The sequence below is a fragment of the Butyricimonas paravirosa genome (assembly GCF_032878955.1).
In the GTDB taxonomy this organism is placed as follows: Bacteria; Bacteroidota; Bacteroidia; order Bacteroidales; family Marinifilaceae; genus Butyricimonas; species Butyricimonas paravirosa.
In genome coordinates, this window is the sequence record NZ_CP043839.1 from 2,538,847 (window position 1) to 2,561,182 (window position 22,336).

14 protein-coding genes are annotated in these 22,336 nt (G+C 38.2%); all 14 read right to left on the bottom strand.

Going from position 1 to position 22,336, the window contains the following annotated elements; genetic code table 11:
- Window positions 1-136 precede the first annotated feature (136 nt).
- The gene (locus tag F1644_RS10645) at window positions 137-3,499 is read right to left on the bottom strand and encodes a golvesin C-terminal-like domain-containing protein (RefSeq protein WP_147344451.1); all 3,363 of its coding nucleotides are present in this window, start codon (window positions 3,497-3,499) and stop codon (window positions 137-139) included.
- A 25-nt stretch (window positions 3,500-3,524) separates the two neighbouring features.
- Complete coding sequence (locus tag F1644_RS10650) at window positions 3,525-4,745, bottom strand: hypothetical protein (protein ID WP_087421375.1); 1,221 nt, start codon at window positions 4,743-4,745, stop codon at window positions 3,525-3,527.
- Between the two features lie 12 nt (window positions 4,746-4,757).
- Complete coding sequence (locus F1644_RS10655) at window positions 4,758-6,290, bottom strand: hypothetical protein (protein WP_087421374.1); 1,533 nt, start codon at window positions 6,288-6,290, stop codon at window positions 4,758-4,760.
- Between the two features lie 30 nt (window positions 6,291-6,320).
- Complete coding sequence (locus tag F1644_RS10660; protein WP_087421373.1) at window positions 6,321-7,361, bottom strand: DUF1573 domain-containing protein; 1,041 nt, start codon at window positions 7,359-7,361, stop codon at window positions 6,321-6,323.
- A 14-nt stretch (window positions 7,362-7,375) separates the two neighbouring features.
- Entirely contained in the window at window positions 7,376-7,864 is a 489-nt protein-coding gene (locus tag F1644_RS10665; RefSeq protein WP_118303752.1) for a hypothetical protein, read from the bottom strand.
- Window positions 7,854-8,945 (bottom strand): BF3164 family lipoprotein, encoded by a 1,092-nt coding sequence (locus F1644_RS10670; protein ID WP_087421371.1) that lies wholly within the window; start codon window positions 8,943-8,945, stop codon window positions 7,854-7,856. Before F1644_RS10670 ends, F1644_RS10665 begins: the two co-directional genes overlap by 11 nt.
- A gap of 45 nt (window positions 8,946-8,990) precedes the next feature.
- Window positions 8,991-9,311 carry a hypothetical protein gene (locus tag F1644_RS10675; RefSeq protein WP_087421370.1) on the bottom strand — a complete coding sequence of 107 codons (321 nt, stop codon included), beginning with the start codon at window positions 9,309-9,311 and terminating at the stop codon, window positions 8,991-8,993.
- A gap of 50 nt (window positions 9,312-9,361) precedes the next feature.
- Window positions 9,362-12,097 (bottom strand): TlpA family protein disulfide reductase, encoded by a 2,736-nt coding sequence (locus F1644_RS10680; protein WP_118303750.1) that lies wholly within the window; start codon window positions 12,095-12,097, stop codon window positions 9,362-9,364.
- Between the two features lie 71 nt (window positions 12,098-12,168).
- Window positions 12,169-13,527, bottom strand: coding sequence for a TlpA family protein disulfide reductase (locus tag F1644_RS10685; RefSeq protein ID WP_118303748.1), 1,359 nt, complete (start codon window positions 13,525-13,527; stop codon window positions 12,169-12,171).
- Between the two features lie 105 nt (window positions 13,528-13,632).
- Window positions 13,633-15,144, bottom strand: coding sequence for a PKD-like family lipoprotein (locus F1644_RS10690; RefSeq protein WP_158571842.1), 1,512 nt, complete (start codon window positions 15,142-15,144; stop codon window positions 13,633-13,635).
- 17 nt (window positions 15,145-15,161) lie between these two features.
- Entirely contained in the window at window positions 15,162-15,902 is a 741-nt protein-coding gene (locus tag F1644_RS10695) for a DUF4843 domain-containing protein (RefSeq protein WP_027202241.1), read from the bottom strand.
- 15 nt (window positions 15,903-15,917) lie between these two features.
- Window positions 15,918-17,408: a RagB/SusD family nutrient uptake outer membrane protein gene (locus tag F1644_RS10700; protein WP_158571841.1), complete on the bottom strand. Its 1,491-nt coding sequence runs from the start codon at window positions 17,406-17,408 to the stop codon at window positions 15,918-15,920.
- A 12-nt stretch (window positions 17,409-17,420) separates the two neighbouring features.
- Complete coding sequence (locus F1644_RS10705; RefSeq protein WP_118303742.1) at window positions 17,421-20,810, bottom strand: SusC/RagA family TonB-linked outer membrane protein; 3,390 nt, start codon at window positions 20,808-20,810, stop codon at window positions 17,421-17,423.
- 80 nt (window positions 20,811-20,890) lie between these two features.
- Window positions 20,891-22,060: a FecR family protein gene (locus F1644_RS10710; RefSeq protein ID WP_158571840.1), complete on the bottom strand. Its 1,170-nt coding sequence runs from the start codon at window positions 22,058-22,060 to the stop codon at window positions 20,891-20,893.
- Between the last annotated feature and the right edge of the window lie 276 nt (window positions 22,061-22,336).

A 22,336-nucleotide genomic window follows, 5' to 3' on the forward strand; every position in this document is an offset into this window, starting at 1 on the left:
TTACCCTTCTTTTTAGTCTATTTTTTAAATATTTTTTGATAAATATTTAAACGATGTCACAAAATCAATACAATATCTTTAATTTTCCCTCATCAAAAAACGAAGGAAAATTGAAAATATTATACAAAATAAATATTTAACGCCCTCTTCTCACCCATTTCACGGCATCTGCCACAATCATCTGCTTATTCTGCATCATTCGCATACCTCCCTCCGACTTCTCGTCAACCTCTTCCGAACCACCTCCCCGGTCATCCAATACCACCTTTGTCTCTCCTTTCTCCAAATAATACTTCCCTAAAGAAACCCATCCCATCGATTCCTCTGCCGGTTCAACTCGGATTTCATGACTCCCCGATGAATCATACACGGTATAATATATACATGTACCTTTCTTTCTCGCCTGGAAAAGCATTCCCATTTTAAAGAAATCTCCATTATAAAAATATACCTCGTATTCCCCTGCTTCTGGAATCTGAGTTGTCCATTCAGCTTTGTATTTCCCCTCCCCGACACTCTTACAATAAGCATCATGAACCACGGTTCCATAAAAGCGATTATCAACCATTTCCACCCAACGCTCGTAATTTTGTCTTGCTTTATCCCAGGATTTCGGTCCTCCCCGTAATAACGTGAATAACTTCTCCCCTTGAGGCTCGACCAGCTTAAAACCTTTATCCCGATTATTCACGATAATTTCTCCGGGCCGAGGTAAAAAGACCGTTGAATCTGCGGGAAAGACGCCTGTCAACGTGTCCCCTTCAAAAGGACGTATCTCATCTGTTAATACCCATCTTCCCGAAGGAATGTTCTGCACCAGCGGGGAAGTGATCATAAGGCCTCGATAATCCATTTTCACCCGAATCTCCTTACATTCGTGTCCTTGAATTAAAAAACTACGGACTTTTTCCCCTTTTATCCTTGCCGCAGAAACCACAAGCACCCCCTCCACATCACCGGGATTATACACTTTAAAGCGACCATATGCAGATTTACTTCGCCTTTCCTCCCCTCCGTCTTCTTCTTCCGGCAATTCAGTCAACACAACATCTTCCAGTAGCAACACAGGCAAATGATCCCTGGTATACCACGTCCTTAACCGCTCCTTCAAGTCCATCCCGAACTCCTTCATGAATTCCTCACAAAATAGATCTATATCAACTGTTTCAAACAAATGTTCTTGTAAAAAACGATTATAAAAACCATATAACTTCTCCTCTGACAATTCATGTTTCAAATATTCTTTCAACTCGATCGTCTTCCATTCAATAATTTCTCCTAGCAATTCAGGAGACACCCCCTCGTCCGTAAACGCCTGCATCAAACTATGATCTTTCAAATAGGCAGCGACATCCCGAACTCTCTCCGGGGCCTGCATCGCAGCCGGTAATTTATCCACGGGCATCCCGAACATCTTGATTACCTCCTGTATCGCGGGGAACTCCTCAGAACTCATGAAAAAAGTATTCCCAACAAACATCGGAGCTATTTTATATTTCCCCGATTTAAAAATCATCGCAATATCCCCCTTAAAATTATTCATAGCCACAAAATCCCACTCCTCAACAGGTGGTGGTGTGCTCTCGAAATAAAAAGCACTGGCCATCCGTTCCTGCATAAACACGATTCCCGCTTGCAAGTATTCTTCATTCTGAGCCCATCCCCGGTAACGTCTCGAATAAGAAACCGGAGTCTCCATAACGATAAACCATTTATACGGATACCGTCCCGACGGGCTGTATGCCTCCGGGTCTTCCCCCTCGATCTCTCCTCGTTTCCTCCAAACCGCATTTGCCTTTTGCTTATAATCTTCATCCATCTGGCAAACAGTTGACTCCGTCATGTATTTAATATCCCTTATCATGAATTTAAATGCCTTTTCAGGGGCCTCAAATGCCTGAAGTAAAAAATCACTACTTTTATAAAAGAAAATATCATATTGTGTCCCATCTACCTCTATCGAACGATTATCAAACTCCGCGATACTTAAACTGATACCTTGTAAAGCATGATCATGCCGAAAGAAAGTCTTCCCCTCTAAACGCTCCGGTTCCCCTTGTGAAACCGCCATACGCCCGGCAGCATTTTCTACCGTCAAAGAATAACGTGTAAAATCCACTTGTCGATCAAACAACGAAGACAAATGGATCGGTGCCACACTTTGAGGATACCACAAACACTCCGGTTGCAACAACGTCACCTCTTCACCCACGAAAGCCTGCCGATTCCCGAAACGGAAAATACCGACACCATTCGCTTCCGTGTCATAAAACTCCTTATCCGACAAATCCAAGTAACATACTCTCTCATTTATACCCCCTTCATATTCCATCTCAATCACTAACGTATCTCCCGGCTGTATTACCCGATTGATCTCGACCACTTGTTCGTCACGAGAATATCGGGTTTCCTGCCCTTCACAAGTCAATCGTGAAATCGTCAATGATGGATTCAGATACAAAATAATCGAAGGTATTTCCTTGCCCGTTTTATTACAAATTTCCATTCGACTGGAAGCCTCCATTCCTTTTACCTTCTCTTTAAAATGAATATCATGTTCCAGTATATGCACCTTTACCTTATCCTCACTTCGCACATACACCTGCCTAAACGCCTCCCGCTGTTTTCCACCTTTGACAAAATACCCTTCATAACTCACCCCGGCGAAAACAGCAATTACCAGTAACCCGGTTCCTGCCAATCGCAAAATATTTTTCCTTTCCGATTCTCCTGTCAAACGTTCCACGTAAAAAATAGAAAAGCACAATAACGCCCCACCCAAACCCAAGAACACCAATCGTTGTAATAGAAACAACCCTAAATTGGCACTCCCGACTTCAACAGAAAATATAGCGGGAATCGTCCTCGCCAATGGATCCAGCAACCCATGTAATCCTCCCGTACTCCCAACCATACCGGCAATAAGCATCAACAATAACAAAATCGCAAGTCCCTGCGATTTAATCCAATGTACCACAAACATGGATATTCCCAAAAAGAAAACTAAACCCGGCAATGTCAAGGTGAAAAAATAGAATACATACATGCTTACCTCAACACTCCCCTTTGGAGTAAACAAGTGAACCATCAAAGTCACCAGCATGGAAATAATATTCAAGACAACCACCATTCCTGCAAGGCCTAGAACTCGCCCCCACTGTAACTCCCCATTTGTGCAAGGCCGGGTCCATAACGGCTCCATGGTTGTCACTCGTGCTCGTTTCTCCATCTCAGCCACGAAAAACACGATCAAAAGTGCTTGTAAACCATTAAAAAGATAGGCATTCATATAAGGGATACAGGACGGCAACGCTCTCAAATACCACAAATTCTGTCCGGAAGTCAATCCATATTCCATTGCACTGTCAACACTACCAATTAAAAACTGGAAACACGAAATTCCCACCACTCCCAAGACTGCAAAAATCAGAAACACCCAACTCCGTCGTAGTAGTCTGGCCTCGTAACGAGCAACCATTATTATTCTCTTAATACTCATGATTAAATATTTTAATTTAAACCATTTATTTAAAGAAAAGAAGCAAGATCATTTTATTAATTTTAAGACTATTTTCCCAGAAAGAGTCTTTCAAAGCCTCATCCGCCTCCATACACCAAGGCAAAACAAAAAAGAAATCCTCTGGATAATATGAACGATTACTCATCTGCCTGAATTGTTCATGAATATTTACATCATTACTTAAATCAATGAAAGCCTGTTTAGCATCCAACAACTCAGGCAAAGGCCCGAAAATATCCGATACATATTCTACTTGCAGATTACATACACTATACATGAGCGTTGGAGGAAGATCCTCAAACTGTATATTCTTTGAAACACGCTGACAAGTTTCACAGAAAAAGGCTTCTTTCTCTATTAATCTATTTTTCCCTGGTTCTCTTCTTGACGGAGCATGAGTGAATGGCCATTTCTCCAACGGCACATCTTTCCAAACAGATTCCAATACACAACTTTTAATAAAACATTCCCCTTTATCATCATAGCTAAATTCCACCACAGCACGTGAATCCACCGGGACCTCTTTCAAATACCTCTCTTTCCATCCCCGCTGTCCACAACAATAATACTCTACTTGATTAATGTCAATCTTTTTTAATTCACATGTTTTACGATCAAGTACCAAAGTCCCTGCACAATAGAACGGTATTTTATGTGGGTAACATGAATCTCTTGTTTCAAATTGAAATGTCAAAGTTTCACCATTAGCACTCAATTGCTGGAACTCATAATTAACCAAATCACCGAATAGTGGCCCCCACCATTCTAAAGCACGCATAAATCCAAAAATTTTACGATTCCCTGACACGTAATAGTATTCATCATATTTCTCAAATAATGGACACAAAGAATCGATACCATTTTCTGCAAAAGGGATACTACGGGCAGAATAACGAGGAACGAAAGAATACATTCCGGTATAAATATTGCCATCCTTACGACAATTACCAACTTTCACAAAACACCCGTATTCCCTCTGGTATTCAACAGCCTTTCCTCGGCATTCTGTAATTTTTTCATATTGTCCATTTCCATAAAATTGTAATATGTCTGCAGACGCCCGTTTTTTCTTGATATTCTCTGACGTCCTTTTCAATATCTTTTCAAAAGATGTCTTACTCATCCCAGGCAAAAGTCCGGTTTCATTCCCTCCTGCTTGTACACAATTTACAATACAAAGAAACAATCCAACGAGTATAATCCGGTAATAATTATTTATCTTCATATCTATTCTATTTCATTTTGCCTCCTCCTCATCCCCTAACGGATTCCGCCATCCGGTAAAAAAACAAAGCAAAATCATTTCCCTAATTTTATTAAAATTTGCCACAACACCTTCTCCTCTAGTCAATATACTACTCCAACGCCAAGGAGAGGCAAGCAAATAATCCTCCGGATAATAGGCACGATTACTCAATCGTTTAAATTGCTCCTCAATATCCATATATTGATTTAAATCTTGAAATGCCTGTTTAGAATCCAACAATTCCGGTAAGCGAGAAAATATGTGGGCATTATACTCTCCTTGTGGATTATAAGATCCTATTCCCATAGCAAAAATAAATGCTGAATTCCGTCCTTCTGCCGGAATCTCATAATAAGAATTACAGGCAAATGCCTCTTTTTCTATCAATTTATTCTTCAGCGGCTCAATTCTAGAGGGTAATGTTCCGTAACGTCCTTTTCCTGTTTTACTACTTTTCCAAGTTGTTTCCATCGTACAGCTCTCTACACAATACTCCCCTTCTGCCCAATATTTAAACTTCAACTCAGCCTGTGAAGAGAAAAATATCTCTTTCATAATTTTCCTAGCCCAACGGGGCTGATTACACAGAGCGTACTCCACATAATCAAAATCGATAACTTTCAACTTTCGTGTTCTTCGATCAATTGTAAGCGTCCCTTGACAAGATAAAAACGTTTTGTTTGGATAACGGGACTTCTTTGTCTTAAATTGAAATGTATAATCACCACTTTCCGTTTCTATCTGTTTAAAATCATAGTCCTTCATTCCCCCGAATAGAGGCCCATATAGTTCCACCACTCGTATAAATTCAAACACCCTTCGTTTCCCGGATTCAAAAAAAAGTTTTTCTTCCGTTTGGTATAAAGGGACTAACGTATCGGTCCCATCCACCATGAGAGGATAGCTACGAGCCGTGTACTTGGGGACAAAACCATATTCACCTCCACGATCAAAGGTTCCTCTTTTTTTCGTATTCCCGGTTGTGGCAAAACAACCATATTCCCGCCGATACTCAACAATTCTTTCGTTACACTCGGTTATTTTTTCATACTGCCCATTCCCAAAATAACGATATCCTTTTACTTTTTCTTTCTTTTTCTTAATTTCCTTCGAAATTCCTTTCAGTAAATCCCAAGGATGAATCCCCTCTGCTGCCACCTCCTCCAATAAAATACTTCTTTCTTGAAGAGCAATAACTTGTCCGTCATGCAGAGAATCCACCGCCATGCGCTTTGCATAAAAGCCCAAACAAGAAAATTCCAATGTATCTTTTACCGAAAATCCTTTCAGTAAAATCTTACATTGTCCCTCATCATCCGTTGTTGTCACCAGTAATCGGTTACGAATATCCACGACATATACTCCATATAACGGCGCAGAAAAGCCATCCGTCACGGTCAAACACACTGTTTTTGCCCGTACTTGAGCAACAGCCTCCCGCCAACAAAATAAGGAAGACAACAATACAGTAATCGAGTAAATTATCACTCTACTCATCATACCTTTTAAAGAACTCTTTTTCATAAGTTTGTTATTAGTATATCTATAGTCTTCTTATATAACCACTCCTTTTATATGTAAAGGAATGATTTTATTACTTTTAGATATTGTCAAAAATAATGCTTTCATAAATACCCCTTTAGAGGATGGTTTGTATATCACTTTTACAGTTCCAATTTTTTGAGGTAATACTGGTTTTGTATCCCAAATGATTTCCATACAATCACAGGATTGCTTTATGCTTTCAATTATTACTGGAAAAGAATTATTGTTCTTAAACAGGAAGGAACATTCCACACTATCTTCACTCGATATACGACCGAAATCATGTATAGTCTTTTCAAAAGAAATTGAAGTAACAAGATCTAGTTCTTCAGCTGGGTTACCAATTTTCTCTTTTATTGAATTATACAATAAATTATCAAAACGATCATTCATCTTTAAAGCTTGATCTGTACATTCTATAAAACGAACTGTATCCCCTAATTCTTTATAAATTTGGGATCCTATATACAAATTGTAAAAATAAGGTTGGATCTTTATTGATGATTCAATTTCATCTTTTGCTTTTCCTAAGTCCTCACTTTTTAAAGCAAGAAAAGCATTCACCGTTTTTTTTATTAAATCAACATAACATGTATCATTTAAAACGAATCTATTACGAGTGTTTGTAACAAAACCACGATGAGCCTCAATTTTATCCAACATTAATGTTAATTCCTTTGCCGTTCTATTCCCTATCACCAATGCCTCTAATATACCACTTTTAGAAAAAACAACAATCATTGGAAAACTATTTTCATATAACAAATATGGTATAAATTTACCCTCACCTAAATCAACATATTGTTCTATGCACATATACTTGTCAGACATCCTTTGCAATAATTTCTTATTATTGAAAGCCCCTTCTTGTAATAAATCGCACGAAATACAATCTTTCATTCGGATAAAAAAAAGTACATGATCTTTATTGACTAATGAAGTATCACTAAAAATCGCCTCAAAATTTTTATTTTCAAATACAATATTGGAATGATGACGAACACATCCAAAGCATAATAATATGAATAATATATATATAACCTCTTTCATTTTCACAAATAGAATTATTTCAATAAATCATCATATTGATGGCATACCTTTGTATTTTCAAAAGGATTTCCAGATATTACAATCTGGTCTTCTTTATTTATCAAAAACACCTCGATCCCAGATTCTTTAAATAACTGATTCGCCTGCATTAATGAATAAGTTGTATCAACAAAAAGCTTTCCGCAAAGTTCTTGATCGAATTTCATTAAATTGCTCTTAAAAATCACAGAATCTCCTGTCATAACCAAATAATATAGAGGGAATTTATATTTATCTTTTTGCTCTAGAAAATTCATATTCAATTCAACAAAATCACCTATACACAAAGAACATCCCCCATCAATTATACACACAATCCTATAATTCACCGAATCGTTTTCTAGTTGACATCGTAATTTTCCAAGTTCTAAATGTTGTAATTGTTTATTTGATTTACTATTACAACAAAAAAAAATGACGATACAACAAAAAACAAAATATCTTTTTATCTTTTTAAAGCTCATAACGCACAAATTTTGGATCAAGTTGACGATTTTCATCAACAGTACAATAAAAATACTTTTCCTGGCTATCCATTGAGAAAGCATACACGTAACGATCTAATATATATCTGCACAATAACTTTCCCTCCCAACTCAATTTGTATATTTCACTTTTATCTGAAATTACATCTGATTTCGGAATTTCAGATTTATACTTCTGATTACCAAGCAATAGATAAACATAATTATCAGTTATAACCGCTGCTTCATACCCCGAATATAGCCCATCTCTCACAACCAATGGTAAATCACCACCAGCTTCTCCTACAACATACTCTACATCATAATGATAAGGCCCAATATATGACCCTAATAATCTTAAACTATCTCTTGTATAAATATCAAACCGATCCTCCCCTTTTGATGCGCACCATAAACGATTCTTAGTTACATCACTAAACATAACGACTTGATTAATGTTAGATAAATAGTAGTTATACTTCTTAAAATCTGAATAAGTACTATTAGTTACATTAAATTCTTTCTCATTTACAAATATGAAACGATCAACATTATTATTAAAATTCTTCACAGGAGAAAAATATTTATTTTGAACTAAATATCTTCCTTTATCATACTTGCAAAAATCTGGAACACTAGAATATCCCGATAAATATACCTTTTTATAATTAAAAGTTTCTCTATTTTCTAATAATGAATCAATATTTATCTCTACGATAGAATTGGTTATTACATTATAAAGATAAAATTCAGTTGACGTATTTTTGTCATTCAAAAAAACTCTAGCATGAGCAAATTGATTTGTATCCAAACCTTTCTTAGCAAAATTCATCACCTTTTGTTTGCTACCTAAATAATACATTTCAACAAAATAACCATTATGCCCTCTCGTTGTCACTAAAACCAAAGAATCTCGCAGAACATGATAAGACAACGCATCTAAAACCTGTATCCCTATCGAATCTGACTTACAGCATTTTGTTTCGGGAAAATCCTCTAATCCGAAATAGGATAATTCAATCTTGTCTGATCTTTTACATGAAATCAAACAAATTAACACTAAAAATACAACTTGACGCATAAATAATTTTTTTATAGGGGCATACGCCCCTATATAGTTAAATAATTAAATTTCATTTACTTTAATCTCCGAATTTGGGCACGACAATGAATGTCCCAATTTACTAATATTACAATTATCTTTCTTACCTTTAGGATCACAAGCAAAGATAATCTCTCCTGTTTTCACTTTTCTTAAAATACAGACAAGACCTTCTCCATCCACATCTTCTTCTGGTACACAAGCATCTATTTGTACACTATAAGCCATTCCATCAGGACAAGTAAACATTATGTACTCATCATCTCCTGTAAAACTGCTAAAGAATAAAATAATCCCTAATGAAAACAATATTGTTTTCATTCTTTTCAATTTCTCGTTTTTCATAACTCAAAAATTTAAATAAAACATATACTAAAGAGCCACACATCAGCCCTTCATTTTTTATTTAGCATTAACTGCAACAACTCTCCCAACACCGGATTAGAAGGTCTCAACGATTCAAAATCAATTACTTTTCCTTCCTTATCCAACAATAGGAATCGTGGTATTCCCCTCAATGCTATTTGTTTCGGGAATGGATCTTTATACCCTTTGTTACATATCAACTGTATTCCATTCATTCCCTTTTCCTTCAAGAAATCCAACCACTCTTTTTTATTTAAATCCATTGAAATAGAAACCCACGTGATCGGTTTCCCGGCAAAACGGTGTTCCATATCTTTGATATAAGGAACCTCTCCGACACAAGGATTACATCCCGTAGACCAAATGTCTATAAACACATATTTCCCTTTAAAATCAGATAAAGCAACCCGTTTCCCTTTCTCATTCTCAAAAGAAAATCCGCTCAAATCCGTACCAGGTAAAACAGTCTTAAACTCTTGCAAAGACTTTTGTGCTTGTTCCGGCATCCGAGACAACAAGGCTACATTATCAGGACTTTTTACCATCGAACGTGCATTCTCGATCCGATCTTCAATTCCCAATAAATGACCTCGTAAAATCTCCATCCGTAATTGATCCATAATATAAGTTTCCCGCAACTTCTCACTCTTAAGCCCGGCAGCCATATCAGTAATATAACTACCTCGTCCTTGAATTTTTATCATACCTGCGGCTAAACGTGCGTACAATAGCTCCTGCACGCAATCTGTCCAAGACGGATAATTCACTAACTCCGGCAATAATTCTAGTTTTAACACGGCATTCGAATACCCGTTTTTCACAATCGGACGAGGAAAACCTTTACCGATCACCTTTGACGTAGCTACCCTTCCATACATCTTATCCAGTAACACTCCTTGGAAATAACCTGTCAACATACGTTTCATTTCCGGTTGCAATGCACTGGCATCAATCTCGTTCTTGATACTTGCATAAATATCATAAGACAGCTTCCCTCGTTTTTGATCAAAAACATCATCTCCATACCCCGGCCAGCGATCTGTATATTTTGTATTAAGCTCCGTCAACAAATTATTCAACTCATATTCTCCTCCGGTATAAACAGGTTTATTTCCCTCAAGTACCATCCGATCTCCCGGCTTGGCCCAAACATTCCCAAAAAAAATTTTATAACAAGAGAAATTTATAAATTCGGGTTTCTCCAAAAGAAAGCTCAATTCAAAGCGCCCATCTTTTACTTCTGCCTGCCCTAATGTGTGAGTCATCATTCCGATCTTATGACTGACAGAAACTTGCGTTCCATCCGCAACTCCTTCCATCTTACCACGGATCGTTGTTTTCTTCTGATCATACTGTTTCAGCAACTCTTCCAACTGCATTTTTAATACTGGATCCGACGGACGCCGAGCTTTAGTCATCACCATATTTCCATCGGGATCGATCAAAATGAAACGAGGAATACTTTTCACTTTATACTTCTCGAAGAATGCGTGATTAAATGCATCCGGGGCAATCCCACAAATACCCTTCATCCCGAACTCTTTAACCATATCTTTCCATTTCTGAGTATCGGCTGGTTTATCTGCGGACAAAGAAACAAACACGATTCCTCTTCCTTCAAACTCTTCTTCCAAACGCATCAAGTGTGGAATCTGATATTTACAAGGTCCACACCAAGTAGCCCACACATCAATGAGAACATATTTCCCCTTAAACATATACAATCCCCACTCTCTATCATTCACATCTTTAAACGAAATATTTACCGCTTTCTTCCCTTCCTGATTTACGTCTGATGCCATCAAATCCTGATACTGCTTTTTGTATCCTGTCAATTGCTCTTTTCCCGCTTGAGTTATCACCATATTTTCCACCGATGCTATGACTTTATCCAATTGATACAACCATTGATTACGAATGATATTATCTAATTCCTGCAGGATATAGTATTCACGAACCTCGGCATTTTCAATCATCTCTGCCCTTCTCTGCAAAAAGTTATAATTATCATATTGAATCATTCCTCGAGCATCTACCATATCAAAATAAATTCTCAGAATATCATCCGCCCCTGGATACTTTAAGAACACCGCATCCGCAAAATTGAAATCATCCAAAAAGAGGTAAGCTTTTTCAGGAATTTCCTCCTTATTTTCTACCATTTGGTAATTTAACATCTGCAATTCTACCCAACCAAATAAAATACGCCCTTCCTGTTCTTCTATAAATTTAGAGTCCTTTATTTTCGCTTCACGTAAATCTCTCAAACAAGCTATCACTAAACGATCAGCCCATTCCATATACTCCTTCGTGTAAAACGTCTTCGGATCCGGAATTCTCTTATCCCGATCCGGTAATTGATAGAACATCATTTCAACCCGATACGTCAAAGCGTTCGGCTTCCCGAAAAACATCTTTTGTGTCCACTGATACAAATAACGATTTATCGCTTTTGAATCTCCGGCGAACTTCCAGTCTTTTTTCCGGACATCCACCGTGACCGTTTCATCCGGTAACACCCTTATCCAAGAAGTCCGATCCCCCGAAATCAAATAAAACAAATCACCACACTCCTTTTCCGGTAGTAAAATCACCGTTTCTTTCATCCCTTTCTCCGGGGCAAAACAAGCTCGCCCTCTTCCCCGGCTACTGTTATAAACACAAACATTTTGATCCGCACCTTTAACAACCACTTTTCCCGGTCCTGCCCATAATTCAGAAAAACATAATAGGCTACACACGATAAATAATAAACGATACTTCATAATCTATTCCATTTTAATGAATATACAATTCGGGGGATTTGTTCTCCCTTCACAAATCCCCCGAATCTTATTTATTTTTTCAACTCTTTTTCTAACATTTCTTTCAGCTCCGGTGATGAAGGTCGAGGAGCGTCGACCGACACGACTCGTCCTTGTTTATCAAACACCATAAACCGGGGAATTCCCTTTATCTTGTAATCCTGGGCAATCTTACTCCATCCGGATGCATGTACCTGAACTCCTCCCAACTCTTCCTTTTTAATGAAATCCAACCATTTCTGTTTATCTTTCGCTTCATCCACGGAAACGCCCAAGAATACCACGTCCGTCCCATGCATTTCCTGTTCCAACTTCTTCAAATGAGGGATTTCTCCCCGACAAGGACCACACCAAGTAGCCCACACGTCAACCAACACGACTTTCCCCTTGAAATCGGATAACGACACCTCTTTCCCGTTCACGTCCGGATAGGTAAAATCGGCAGCAATCGAACCGGGAGCCGTGTCATACAACGCTGTCCCGATAGCCTCAGCCCGAGCCTTTAGAGAAGGCGTTACCAAGTATTTTCCATAACGATCCATCAAACTTAGATATTGGTCATAAGACTTCAACCCAGCAAATACATTCCGTAACAAATACTCCCCTTTCAAACGATCTGTCTTCAAATACCCTAAACAAGTGCTTTGATAATCTACCGGATCATACTTTTTACCAGACATCTTATATCCAAAACTTGCATAGATACCGATCATTCGTGCTCCTTGAGGAAACAACAACACATCATCCGTCGTGAACTTATCATCAGATATAATCGTGTTGTAAAATTCCGGCCAATCCTGACGTTCCGGATGAGCTGTTCTGGGAGTCTGCAAAAAGACTGCTGCATAATAGTCCACGTCATAATCAATTTTCTTTTTCAATAAAGCATCAAACTCCGCGTTACCGCTCTTTATCTTCTTTTTAATCGAATCAAGTTTAGAAACAAATACAGTAAATTCAGGGAAAAAGTCCTTATAATTACTGATTGTCAGCATAAAATAAACTGATTTCAAACGAACATCAGCCGCAAAGTCTTCCCATTTATACAAGGCCACGTTCTCTTTAGTATTCTTTCCCGCCAACTCGGCCCTGTTTTCCAAAATATTGATATTGATTTTATCGCCACCTTTTACGTAAACTACAAAATCCATCTGTTTATCATTGCCTACTGTGTAAAACCCCGGCTTTTCCGGGCAAAACAAAAATCCATAAGAACCATCTTCTGCCACCATGGTCGAAGCATAAGAATGTGTCGTCCCATCTTCTACACGATAAAGATGAACTTCCTTCAAGCGATCATTTTTCACGAAACCCTTTATTTCCGTGTACTTTTGTGCATATAGCACCACACCCATACAGGTTAAAAACAATAACAAACTAAATTTTTTCATACTCCCGATAATTATTTAAAATATACTAGTGATTTAGGCGGACAATGGCAAATGCCATCATCCACCTTATTTTCAAGCCAACTGAAAATTCTTTACAAAACGATGTTAGTTACGAAGCATAACATATCCGGCTGTTCCTTTACCGGAATAAACAAACGCAGGCTCCGTTTCGATCTCCGGTGTTTGCCCGATTACATTAAAACGATACAATTTCCAACCCGTCGCACTATTTGTCAATACAACCAAATGATTGAATACCTCATCCGCTGGAGCTCCATATCTACTAGTCGCATTTACAATGTAAACTATTTCTTCTCCCGGAAAACGTTTCAACTCACTTTCACGATTATCTATTTTGACATTCTTATACACCTTCAACACATCACCATCCGCTTCCTTTTTAGAATAATAAATACAACTGGCATATAAAGAAGTTCCCATAACCTTTGTCTCTGGCATTTCACAATGTGCAGGAACAGTATCAATATCAACAATCGGATAACTAGCCATGGAATAAGACATATCAAACACGTAATGCTCATCTTTATTTTTATTCTTCATTACAGCAAATGCAGTAGAGGGATTTCCCTCTTTCCGAACTAACATCCGAATCATATCTACATCCATATTCGTTGGAGAAATTCCACCCTCGGAATCTTCAGGGAACAAATTCATGGAACTACCACTGGACGATGTATTATAGAACGTACTTGTTTTAGTATCAAAAAGCATCACACCATAAGTACCCATCACCATATCAGGGTGCACTTCATACAATCCCGGTTTCGCATATCCCAACATTCCGCTATTCGGTGACATACCATAAATTGAATAAACCTTTCCTGCATTAATCGCATAAAAATCAGTGCTATACATTCCACAATTTTCCGGCTTACACACTTCTGGGACTTCATAAAAATAATCTTCATAATTATAAAACAGAGCCATGTTGTCTGCATTAAAGATCTTTATATCCTGATCGCTAAAAACATGAAAAGCTCTTTTATTATTCAACCGAGTCGTTGTTCCATCCGGATTCTGAATCACGGGAGTATAACGGGAAGACTGATATGCCATTTTTACCGGTTTCCCTTTTAACCGTTCTTGTCCAGAAGCGGTGATCAAATTTTCAATCTTCTTCCCATCCATAGAGATATAATCAATATCCGTTTCTCCGTTCTCCTCCTTCATCACGTACCACCCGGTACTTACATCCGATTGAACGGTCATCAACACTTGTTTTCGAACATAGATATCCAACTTGGGATCCCGTAGCTCATAAACCAAATTATAGGTTCCGGATTCATACGTCACTTCAAATGATAAATCTCTCTTCAAGGAAAGTGTATCCCGTTGCGGAGTAAATCCTGCCGTAACCGAAGGAGCTGCATACCACAAATGTATATAACGGGACTCATCATCCATATTCTCTAATACGGGAGTAATATTCAAAGTTGAACGGATTATTACCGTAGTATCTTCAAACCCGGAAATAGTTACAGGAAGTAATTCTTCATTAGAAATATAACTATAATTCCCCCGGTCATCAATACAGGATTGTACTCCCTGAAGAGATGTTATTAAACCTATTCCTATTAATATGTTCTTCAGTTTCATAATCAATTTCATTTTAATCATTCAAAAGTTACCAATGTACCGTCTGCCTCACTTAATGGATCATCCGGATGATTCGTATTATACTCCAATAATTTTTGTTTTACCTTAGAACTCAGATAATTAGTATAATCTGTATTCAAACGATCACCGTCAAAGTCCGAGAATCCGGTATTATCAATAATAAATTTCATTTTCACGGAACCCCAAGTTGGTCCGAAATAATATTTCCAATAGGTATCCCAATTGGTAGGTTTTACCGCCATAGACGTGGTCTTTACAACAAAATTCGTCCAGTCGTCAATTCCTGATCTAAAATACTCATTCTCCCCAATCTTCAACTCAATCCGAACCTCTTCCAATTCCAAAGAAGGATCACGCAAAACGATTAAAGGAAAACTTTTACGTACACTCCCTTTAGGAATCTTTAAATGCTCTAACATTTCCGGATCATCAAAAGCCACAAAATGCTTTCCTGCAATTGCCGATCCCGGTTGTCCAGCATTCGTTTGTTCCAAGATAAAAGGACGATCCGAATCTGTCGGGTACCCCATCGTCAGTATCTCAATAAACACGGTATCCCGCATCTGATCATCCGGTTGGATGAAAAAAGTATGGGCAATGCTATCTCGCTGACCATAAGTTGTATTTTCAAAATACAGGGCCGGATCATTTTCATACTCTAATGCTGAATTTTCTTTACAACTGATTGTACCCACAACCAATAAAAATATCAATATATTCGCAATTACTATTTTCATAATCTCTCTTTTTACTTAATCAAACACACTTTGGCTCTTAGGTATCGGAAGCAGATAAGCTCCTTCCGGAATAGTTTTATTCTTGGGCCAAGTAAATCTGGTAAAATTATGTTTCTTATAGAAAGCCCACATCTGTCCTTCTCCGAAGAATTCTTTCCGATACTCTTTCTCCATCCGGTTCAAAACATCTTGTTCCGTTACAAGTGAATTATCAATAGAAATATCCAGATTCCGAGCGATGCGATATGTTTTAAAATATCCACTAGCCTCAGACAAGGGAGAATCTTCCACCAAAATCAAATACATCTCAGCCAAACGAAGTACAGGCACAATATTCAGAGACTCATAAGTATCACTTCCCGTGTATTTTCTAAAATGATTCACTTTATTGGAATTCTGATAAGTCCTCTCTTCCCAATAACGATTTGCTTTATTTCTTATATCATCCGGGTGTATCGTACTTTCATACGCTGTATTAATATAAGCTACCGTCTGCCTCAAACTAGCATCGTCATCCTTAAATAAAGGTTGTAAGATCGTTTGATGTTGCGGATTATGTACCCCGAAAAGATGTTCACATTTCATTACCAAGTTTGTACCGACAGTGGATAAACTATATGTTGACTCTGTCGCTAAAGTAAATTTGGATGTACCATCTTCATTTTTAGCATCGATCACCTCTTTGGCAAATTTCACTGCATTTTCTTTATCACCAATCCAATGATAATAACGAGCTTTAGCCCCCTTCACTGCATAGTAATTAAAACGAACTTGCCGATAAAATTGCCACTCGTCTTGAGGCTTACCTTCCCAATCGTATGCGGGTTGATTCAACTGCGTATTTGACCCCACTAAAATCGGATCTTTCTCCAAAAGTTTTTCTGCAGCATCCAAATCCCGAATGATCTTCTCACATACTTCTTTGTAAGTGATAGTACGCAATTTACCAGGATCTTTCGTCATCTCTTCCTGATAAGGAATTGCAGGAACACTAGATACCCCATCCCCAGGAATAGGCCCAAATAGACGTAACAATTCTAAATGAAGGAATCCCCGCAATCCTAGTGCTTCCCCTTTGATCAAAGCCTCATTTCCATTCGTAAAAGTTACTCCGGTTGTTTCCAAATTTCCCAACACATTATTCAAATGCACGACACATTGATAGTACTTTTTCCAAAGTTTTTCAATAGCCTCTTCCGACTTTTCATGTGTATAGTCAAATGCACAAATATTATAAATCAAGGAGGTTTTATCCGTCGAAATTGTCCAATGTTGTGCTAACATCTCAGGTAAATACATGGACGCATCCCGGCCATAAAGTTCTTTGGCAGCCAATTGGATATACGCTCCCGTCAAAGCACTCTTAAACCCTTCTTCATTAGCATACATATCATCCTCTTTCATCTCGTTCCGAGGCCGTACATCCAACCAATCACTACATCCAGATCCTATTGCCAATAACAATAACAGGATACAGGCATATTTCTTTTTAATCATATTTCTCATAATCATACTCTTTTAAAATCTAACAGATAAAGACACTGAAAACTTGCGAGAGAAAGGATAAGATAAACCTCTCTCCTGTTTTATGGATGAAATTCTAAACACATCTTCCATGTAACCCGTTATGGTTAAATAAGAAATGCCTACTTGATCCAGCCACTTAGCCTCCCAGTCATATCCTAAAGAAATGGAACGACACTCCAACGTATTCTCGTCCATCACGAAACGACTTGTAGCATTTGTTGCCGTAAAATCCCGTACCCCCTTAAAGAAAGCATTATCTCCCGGATTTTTCCAACGATCATATAATACACGTTTATCTGCATTATCATAAGGCTTGATATTCTCTACTTTACTAACTAACGTGTAATTGTACATTTGTCCACCGTAACGATAACCAAATATGGCATTCAACGTTATTCCTTTATACCGGAACATCGTATTTAAATTACCCCATATTTTCGGCTCATTAATACCACAAGGTACTTTATCTTTCGCATCCCAAGTATATGTCTCTGTCCCATCTTTCTTTATATATATTTCTTTACCGTTACTAGGATCTATTCCCTTAGATTTTACGGCGAAAATCGTATTCATAGATTGTCCTTCCTCGTACATGAAACTCGGATTCCCCCCATCTTCTGAACTCATCTGTTCATTCAAAAATTCCAACGAATTTGAAATCTTTTTAATTTCATTCTTATTATGAGCCAAAGTTCCCCCTATCAACCAGGACAAATCCCGTTTTGTATCCCGAAGTACGTAAACATTCACTCCTAATTCGACACCAGTATTGGCAACCTGTCCCACGTTAGCCTTATAACTTCCAAAACCACTGGATGACGGTAACGTAATATCCGACAACAAATCATCTGTTACTTTGTTATAATAATCTGCATTGACACGAATCCGCCCATTAAAGAATTCCAATTCAGCACCCACGTTCAGTTGTTTGGTTTTCTGCCATCCTAAATCGCTATTTCCCATGGCCATCAAATAGACTCCATACCAACCTTGATAACTCGAACCTCCATAATCTTTAAAGGTTGTCATTGCTTGATAGGAATTAAAGGCCTGAGAACCGGATGTTCCGTAAGAAAGTTTCAAACGAGCAACATTCAACAAATTATTATCCATCATAAATGCCTCATGATGCAAGTTCCAACCAATTCCGACAGACCAAAATGGTGCATAACGGTTATCACTACCAAATTTAGATGATCCTTCTATCTTGAATGAGGCATCTATAAAATAACGACGATCATAAGTATAATTCACGTTAGCGATTCCTCCCATCCGTCGAGAAAAACCTTCTGAACTTTGTGGATGACCATCTTTTTCATACATACTGGCCATACCGAGAAAATCCATATTAACATTAGAAATCCCTTCTGCCAAAATAGTGAAAAACTCGTTCTTTTCTTGAGCAAAATTATATCCTAATCCCACGTACAACTGGTGTTTCTCCATAAAATTCTTGGAATAATTCAACGTGAAATCTGCCTCATAATTGAAAGCTTCACCTGTGCCATACGAATAAGTTCCTTTCCGTCCATAATCATCTTCCGAGTAATTGTCAAAATCAGTATGTTTAGCCGATTTATACACATCTGTACGATCCGTCTTTGAAGTAATCCCCAAACGCCCGCGGACAAACAACTCCGGTAAGATATGCCATTCTATCGCAAAATTATTTTGGATTTGCGTGTACCGACTCTCATCCTTACTGGGTAACTTCGCATTATAAAGTGGATTATATACAAAATTTCTCCTATTAAGGCTATTATAGTAGTAATCCTCTAACACTTTTATCAAATTCCCTTCTTCATCATAAGGAGTCCAATAAGAATTAATTTTCGCAAAATCATTAAATGTTCCATAAGGAGAATTATATGAACGGTTAGAAGAAACTTGTAAATCATTTTGGAATGTCAAGTTTTTATATTTGTATGAAAGAAAAACATTCCCGTTAAATGTTCTCCGGTTTGATCCTTTCATGGCACCGGCAATATCATTATACGACAAACCGACCGAATAACGATAAACTTCATCTCCACCTTCAAAACGTAAACTATGTTTATGTCCCACGCCTGTTCTCACAGGATATTTCAACCAATACGTATTCACTCCCCGCTCGGCATCCATCTTACGTTGATTATACAAATCCCATAGCTCTTGTGTTTGATTGGCATTTGTATTCTCATACAATCCGGCAGCCCACTCGTACTGCAATTTCTCTCTGGCATCCAGTAAGTCGTAAGATGTCAAGTCCGGCGCCTCAATATTCAAACTACCTTTGTAAGTTACCCGGATACGTCCCGCTTCCGGCTTTTTCGTCACGATAACTACAACACCATTCGCTCCACGAGTTCCATACATCGCTGTAGCACTGGCATCCTTCAAAAGAGTAATACTCTCCACTTGATTCTCATCCAAGTCCATCATTCGTTCCAAAGTAATCTCAAAACCGTCCATGATAAACAAGGGTTGGTTTGTAGATTGCGTACTCCTAGAATCTTCCTGCAAATCTCTTACACCGACATCCAGACTGGAAGAACCACGTACTGTAATATCAGGTAATTTATTCGGGTCCGAACCAATATCAATATTGTCCGCAATATTAAAACTTGGGTCAATATTCCGGATAGAAGACACCAGATTCCGATTTCCAACCCGTTGGAGATCTTTCGCAGTAATTGTAGTTACCGCCCCCGTGTAACTCTCTTTTGCTTTCGTGAAAATACCGGTAACAACCACCTCATCCATTTCCGTCACATCTTCTTTCAGGACAATCGTGATCGGTTTGTCATTTTTCACCTGAAATTCTTGAGTCTTGTAACCCACGAAGGAGAAAATTAAAACCACCGTATCCTGTTTTGGAAAATCAAACTTAAATTTTCCATCAATATCCGTCACGAATCCCAATTGCGTGTTTTTTATCCGAATCGTTACTCCGGGCAAAACCTCACCCTTCACGTCCTTAACTACTCCGGAAACAGACATCTTTTGAGGAGCTTTCTGTTTTGTCGTGTCAACCGCCACACCCCGTTGGATCACGATCGTGTGATTATTCATCAAGCGATAGCTCAAATTTGTTCCTTGCAGACATTTATCCAACACAACCTTAATATCCGTTTCTCGGAAATTCAGATTTAAACCTCCAATTTCGGCAATATGCCGATCCTCATAAAGAAACGTGTATTCCGTGTTTGCTTCTAACAGACGGATCACACTCTCAAAAGAAGCGTCTTTCACAGACAACGTCACTTTTACTTCTTGGCTGTACACCGCAGCCGTCAGCTGCATTGCGGACACGCACATAAACAGGACGATAAACCTCATAATCAACCATGTTTTTAATAACCTTCTTTTCGGGAGAAGATGTACAATTCGCTTTTTTTTCATACATTTGTATTTTAAGTAAAACAATGCCAGTCACACTGGTACTAAAGGTGGAATAGTGCAAGTATTCCATCTTTTTCTTTTTATCTTTTGGTTACATAGATCTCATTATTCTTTATTTTAAACTTCACGCTCCCGGTAGCCTCCAGCATTTCTGCCAGCTTACTAAAATCATCATATCGCTCCACGTTACCGGAAAAACTAACTTGTTTACACCACTCGTCTTCAAAGGTCACTTTCAAGTCATACCACCTTTCGACAATCTCCATTATATTCTCCAAACATTGTTTTCGAAACACGAAATTACCATCTTTCCAAGCCGTGTAAAGAGCAACATCCACTTGTTCTTTTCTCAACTCCCCTTGCGGATCAACAATTCCTTGTTCATTGGGTAATAATTCCATGCATTTACGATCAGAAGTTGTCAACAACACCTTTCCTGTTACCAACGTCGTAAATTGACATTTCTCATCCTTATAAGAACGAACATTAAATTCGGTACCCAGCACCCGAACCTCATTCCCATTCATAACCACGATAAAAGGCTTCGCTGTATCTCGCTGTACCTCGAAATAAGCCTCTCCCGACAGATACACCCGTCTCTCCTTTCCTACAAAACGTACCGGATATTTTAACTCGGTCTCCGAATTCATATAGACCAATGTCCCATCTTGTAACCTCACCTTAAATTCACCTCCACGGGGTACGCGCATAATATTATAAGCCAAATCACCTTCTTCTTTATTTCCTAGATAAGATACCCCATTCCCATCCTTCACGATATTCACCCCCCCTTCACTTGCTAACGAATCTACGGTTTCCGTGCCCAAAATCACTTTATGCCCATCTGCCAACACCAATTCCGCTTTTGTTACTCCCGGAGCAATTGTCACCACTTCGGCAACCGGATGAATTTCCTCCTTATCTCTAGTCAGATAAAAGCCAATCCCAACAACGAATAAAGGCAATACAATCGTAGCTGCATACCTCATACACCGCCTCAAAATAGAATGTTTGTACTCTTTCGTATTCCTATCTACCCGCTCCCAAGCCGCACGTTTATTTAGTTGTCGAATGATTCCCTGCCGCTCATCTCGATTTACCCGTCCCTGCACACGATGATATACTTCTCTATTTTCAGGACTTTCCTCCAACCACTTGTCTAACATAACTTTCTCTTCCCGAGAAATACATCCCTGCAAGTCCTTCACTATCAACTGAGAAACTTCTATACCTTTTTCTAAATTTTCCATCTTCCAAATTTTTGATTCGATCAAAAAAGGATCGTTTAATGACATTGAAAGATGAAAATGAAAGACAAATACTAACGAATTGATAATTAGAACAAACGATTTTTTAGAATTAAAAAAAAAGAGCCCAGAAGGCTCCTATTTACAAACGCATTAAACGATCGTTTTATCCTAATACAATTCACAACAAGATCAGGGTGAAAACCTAATTCAAATTTTATTGATTATTTTATAACACATCAAGAGCATTTATTACAAAATCACCCTCTAAAAGCCAAA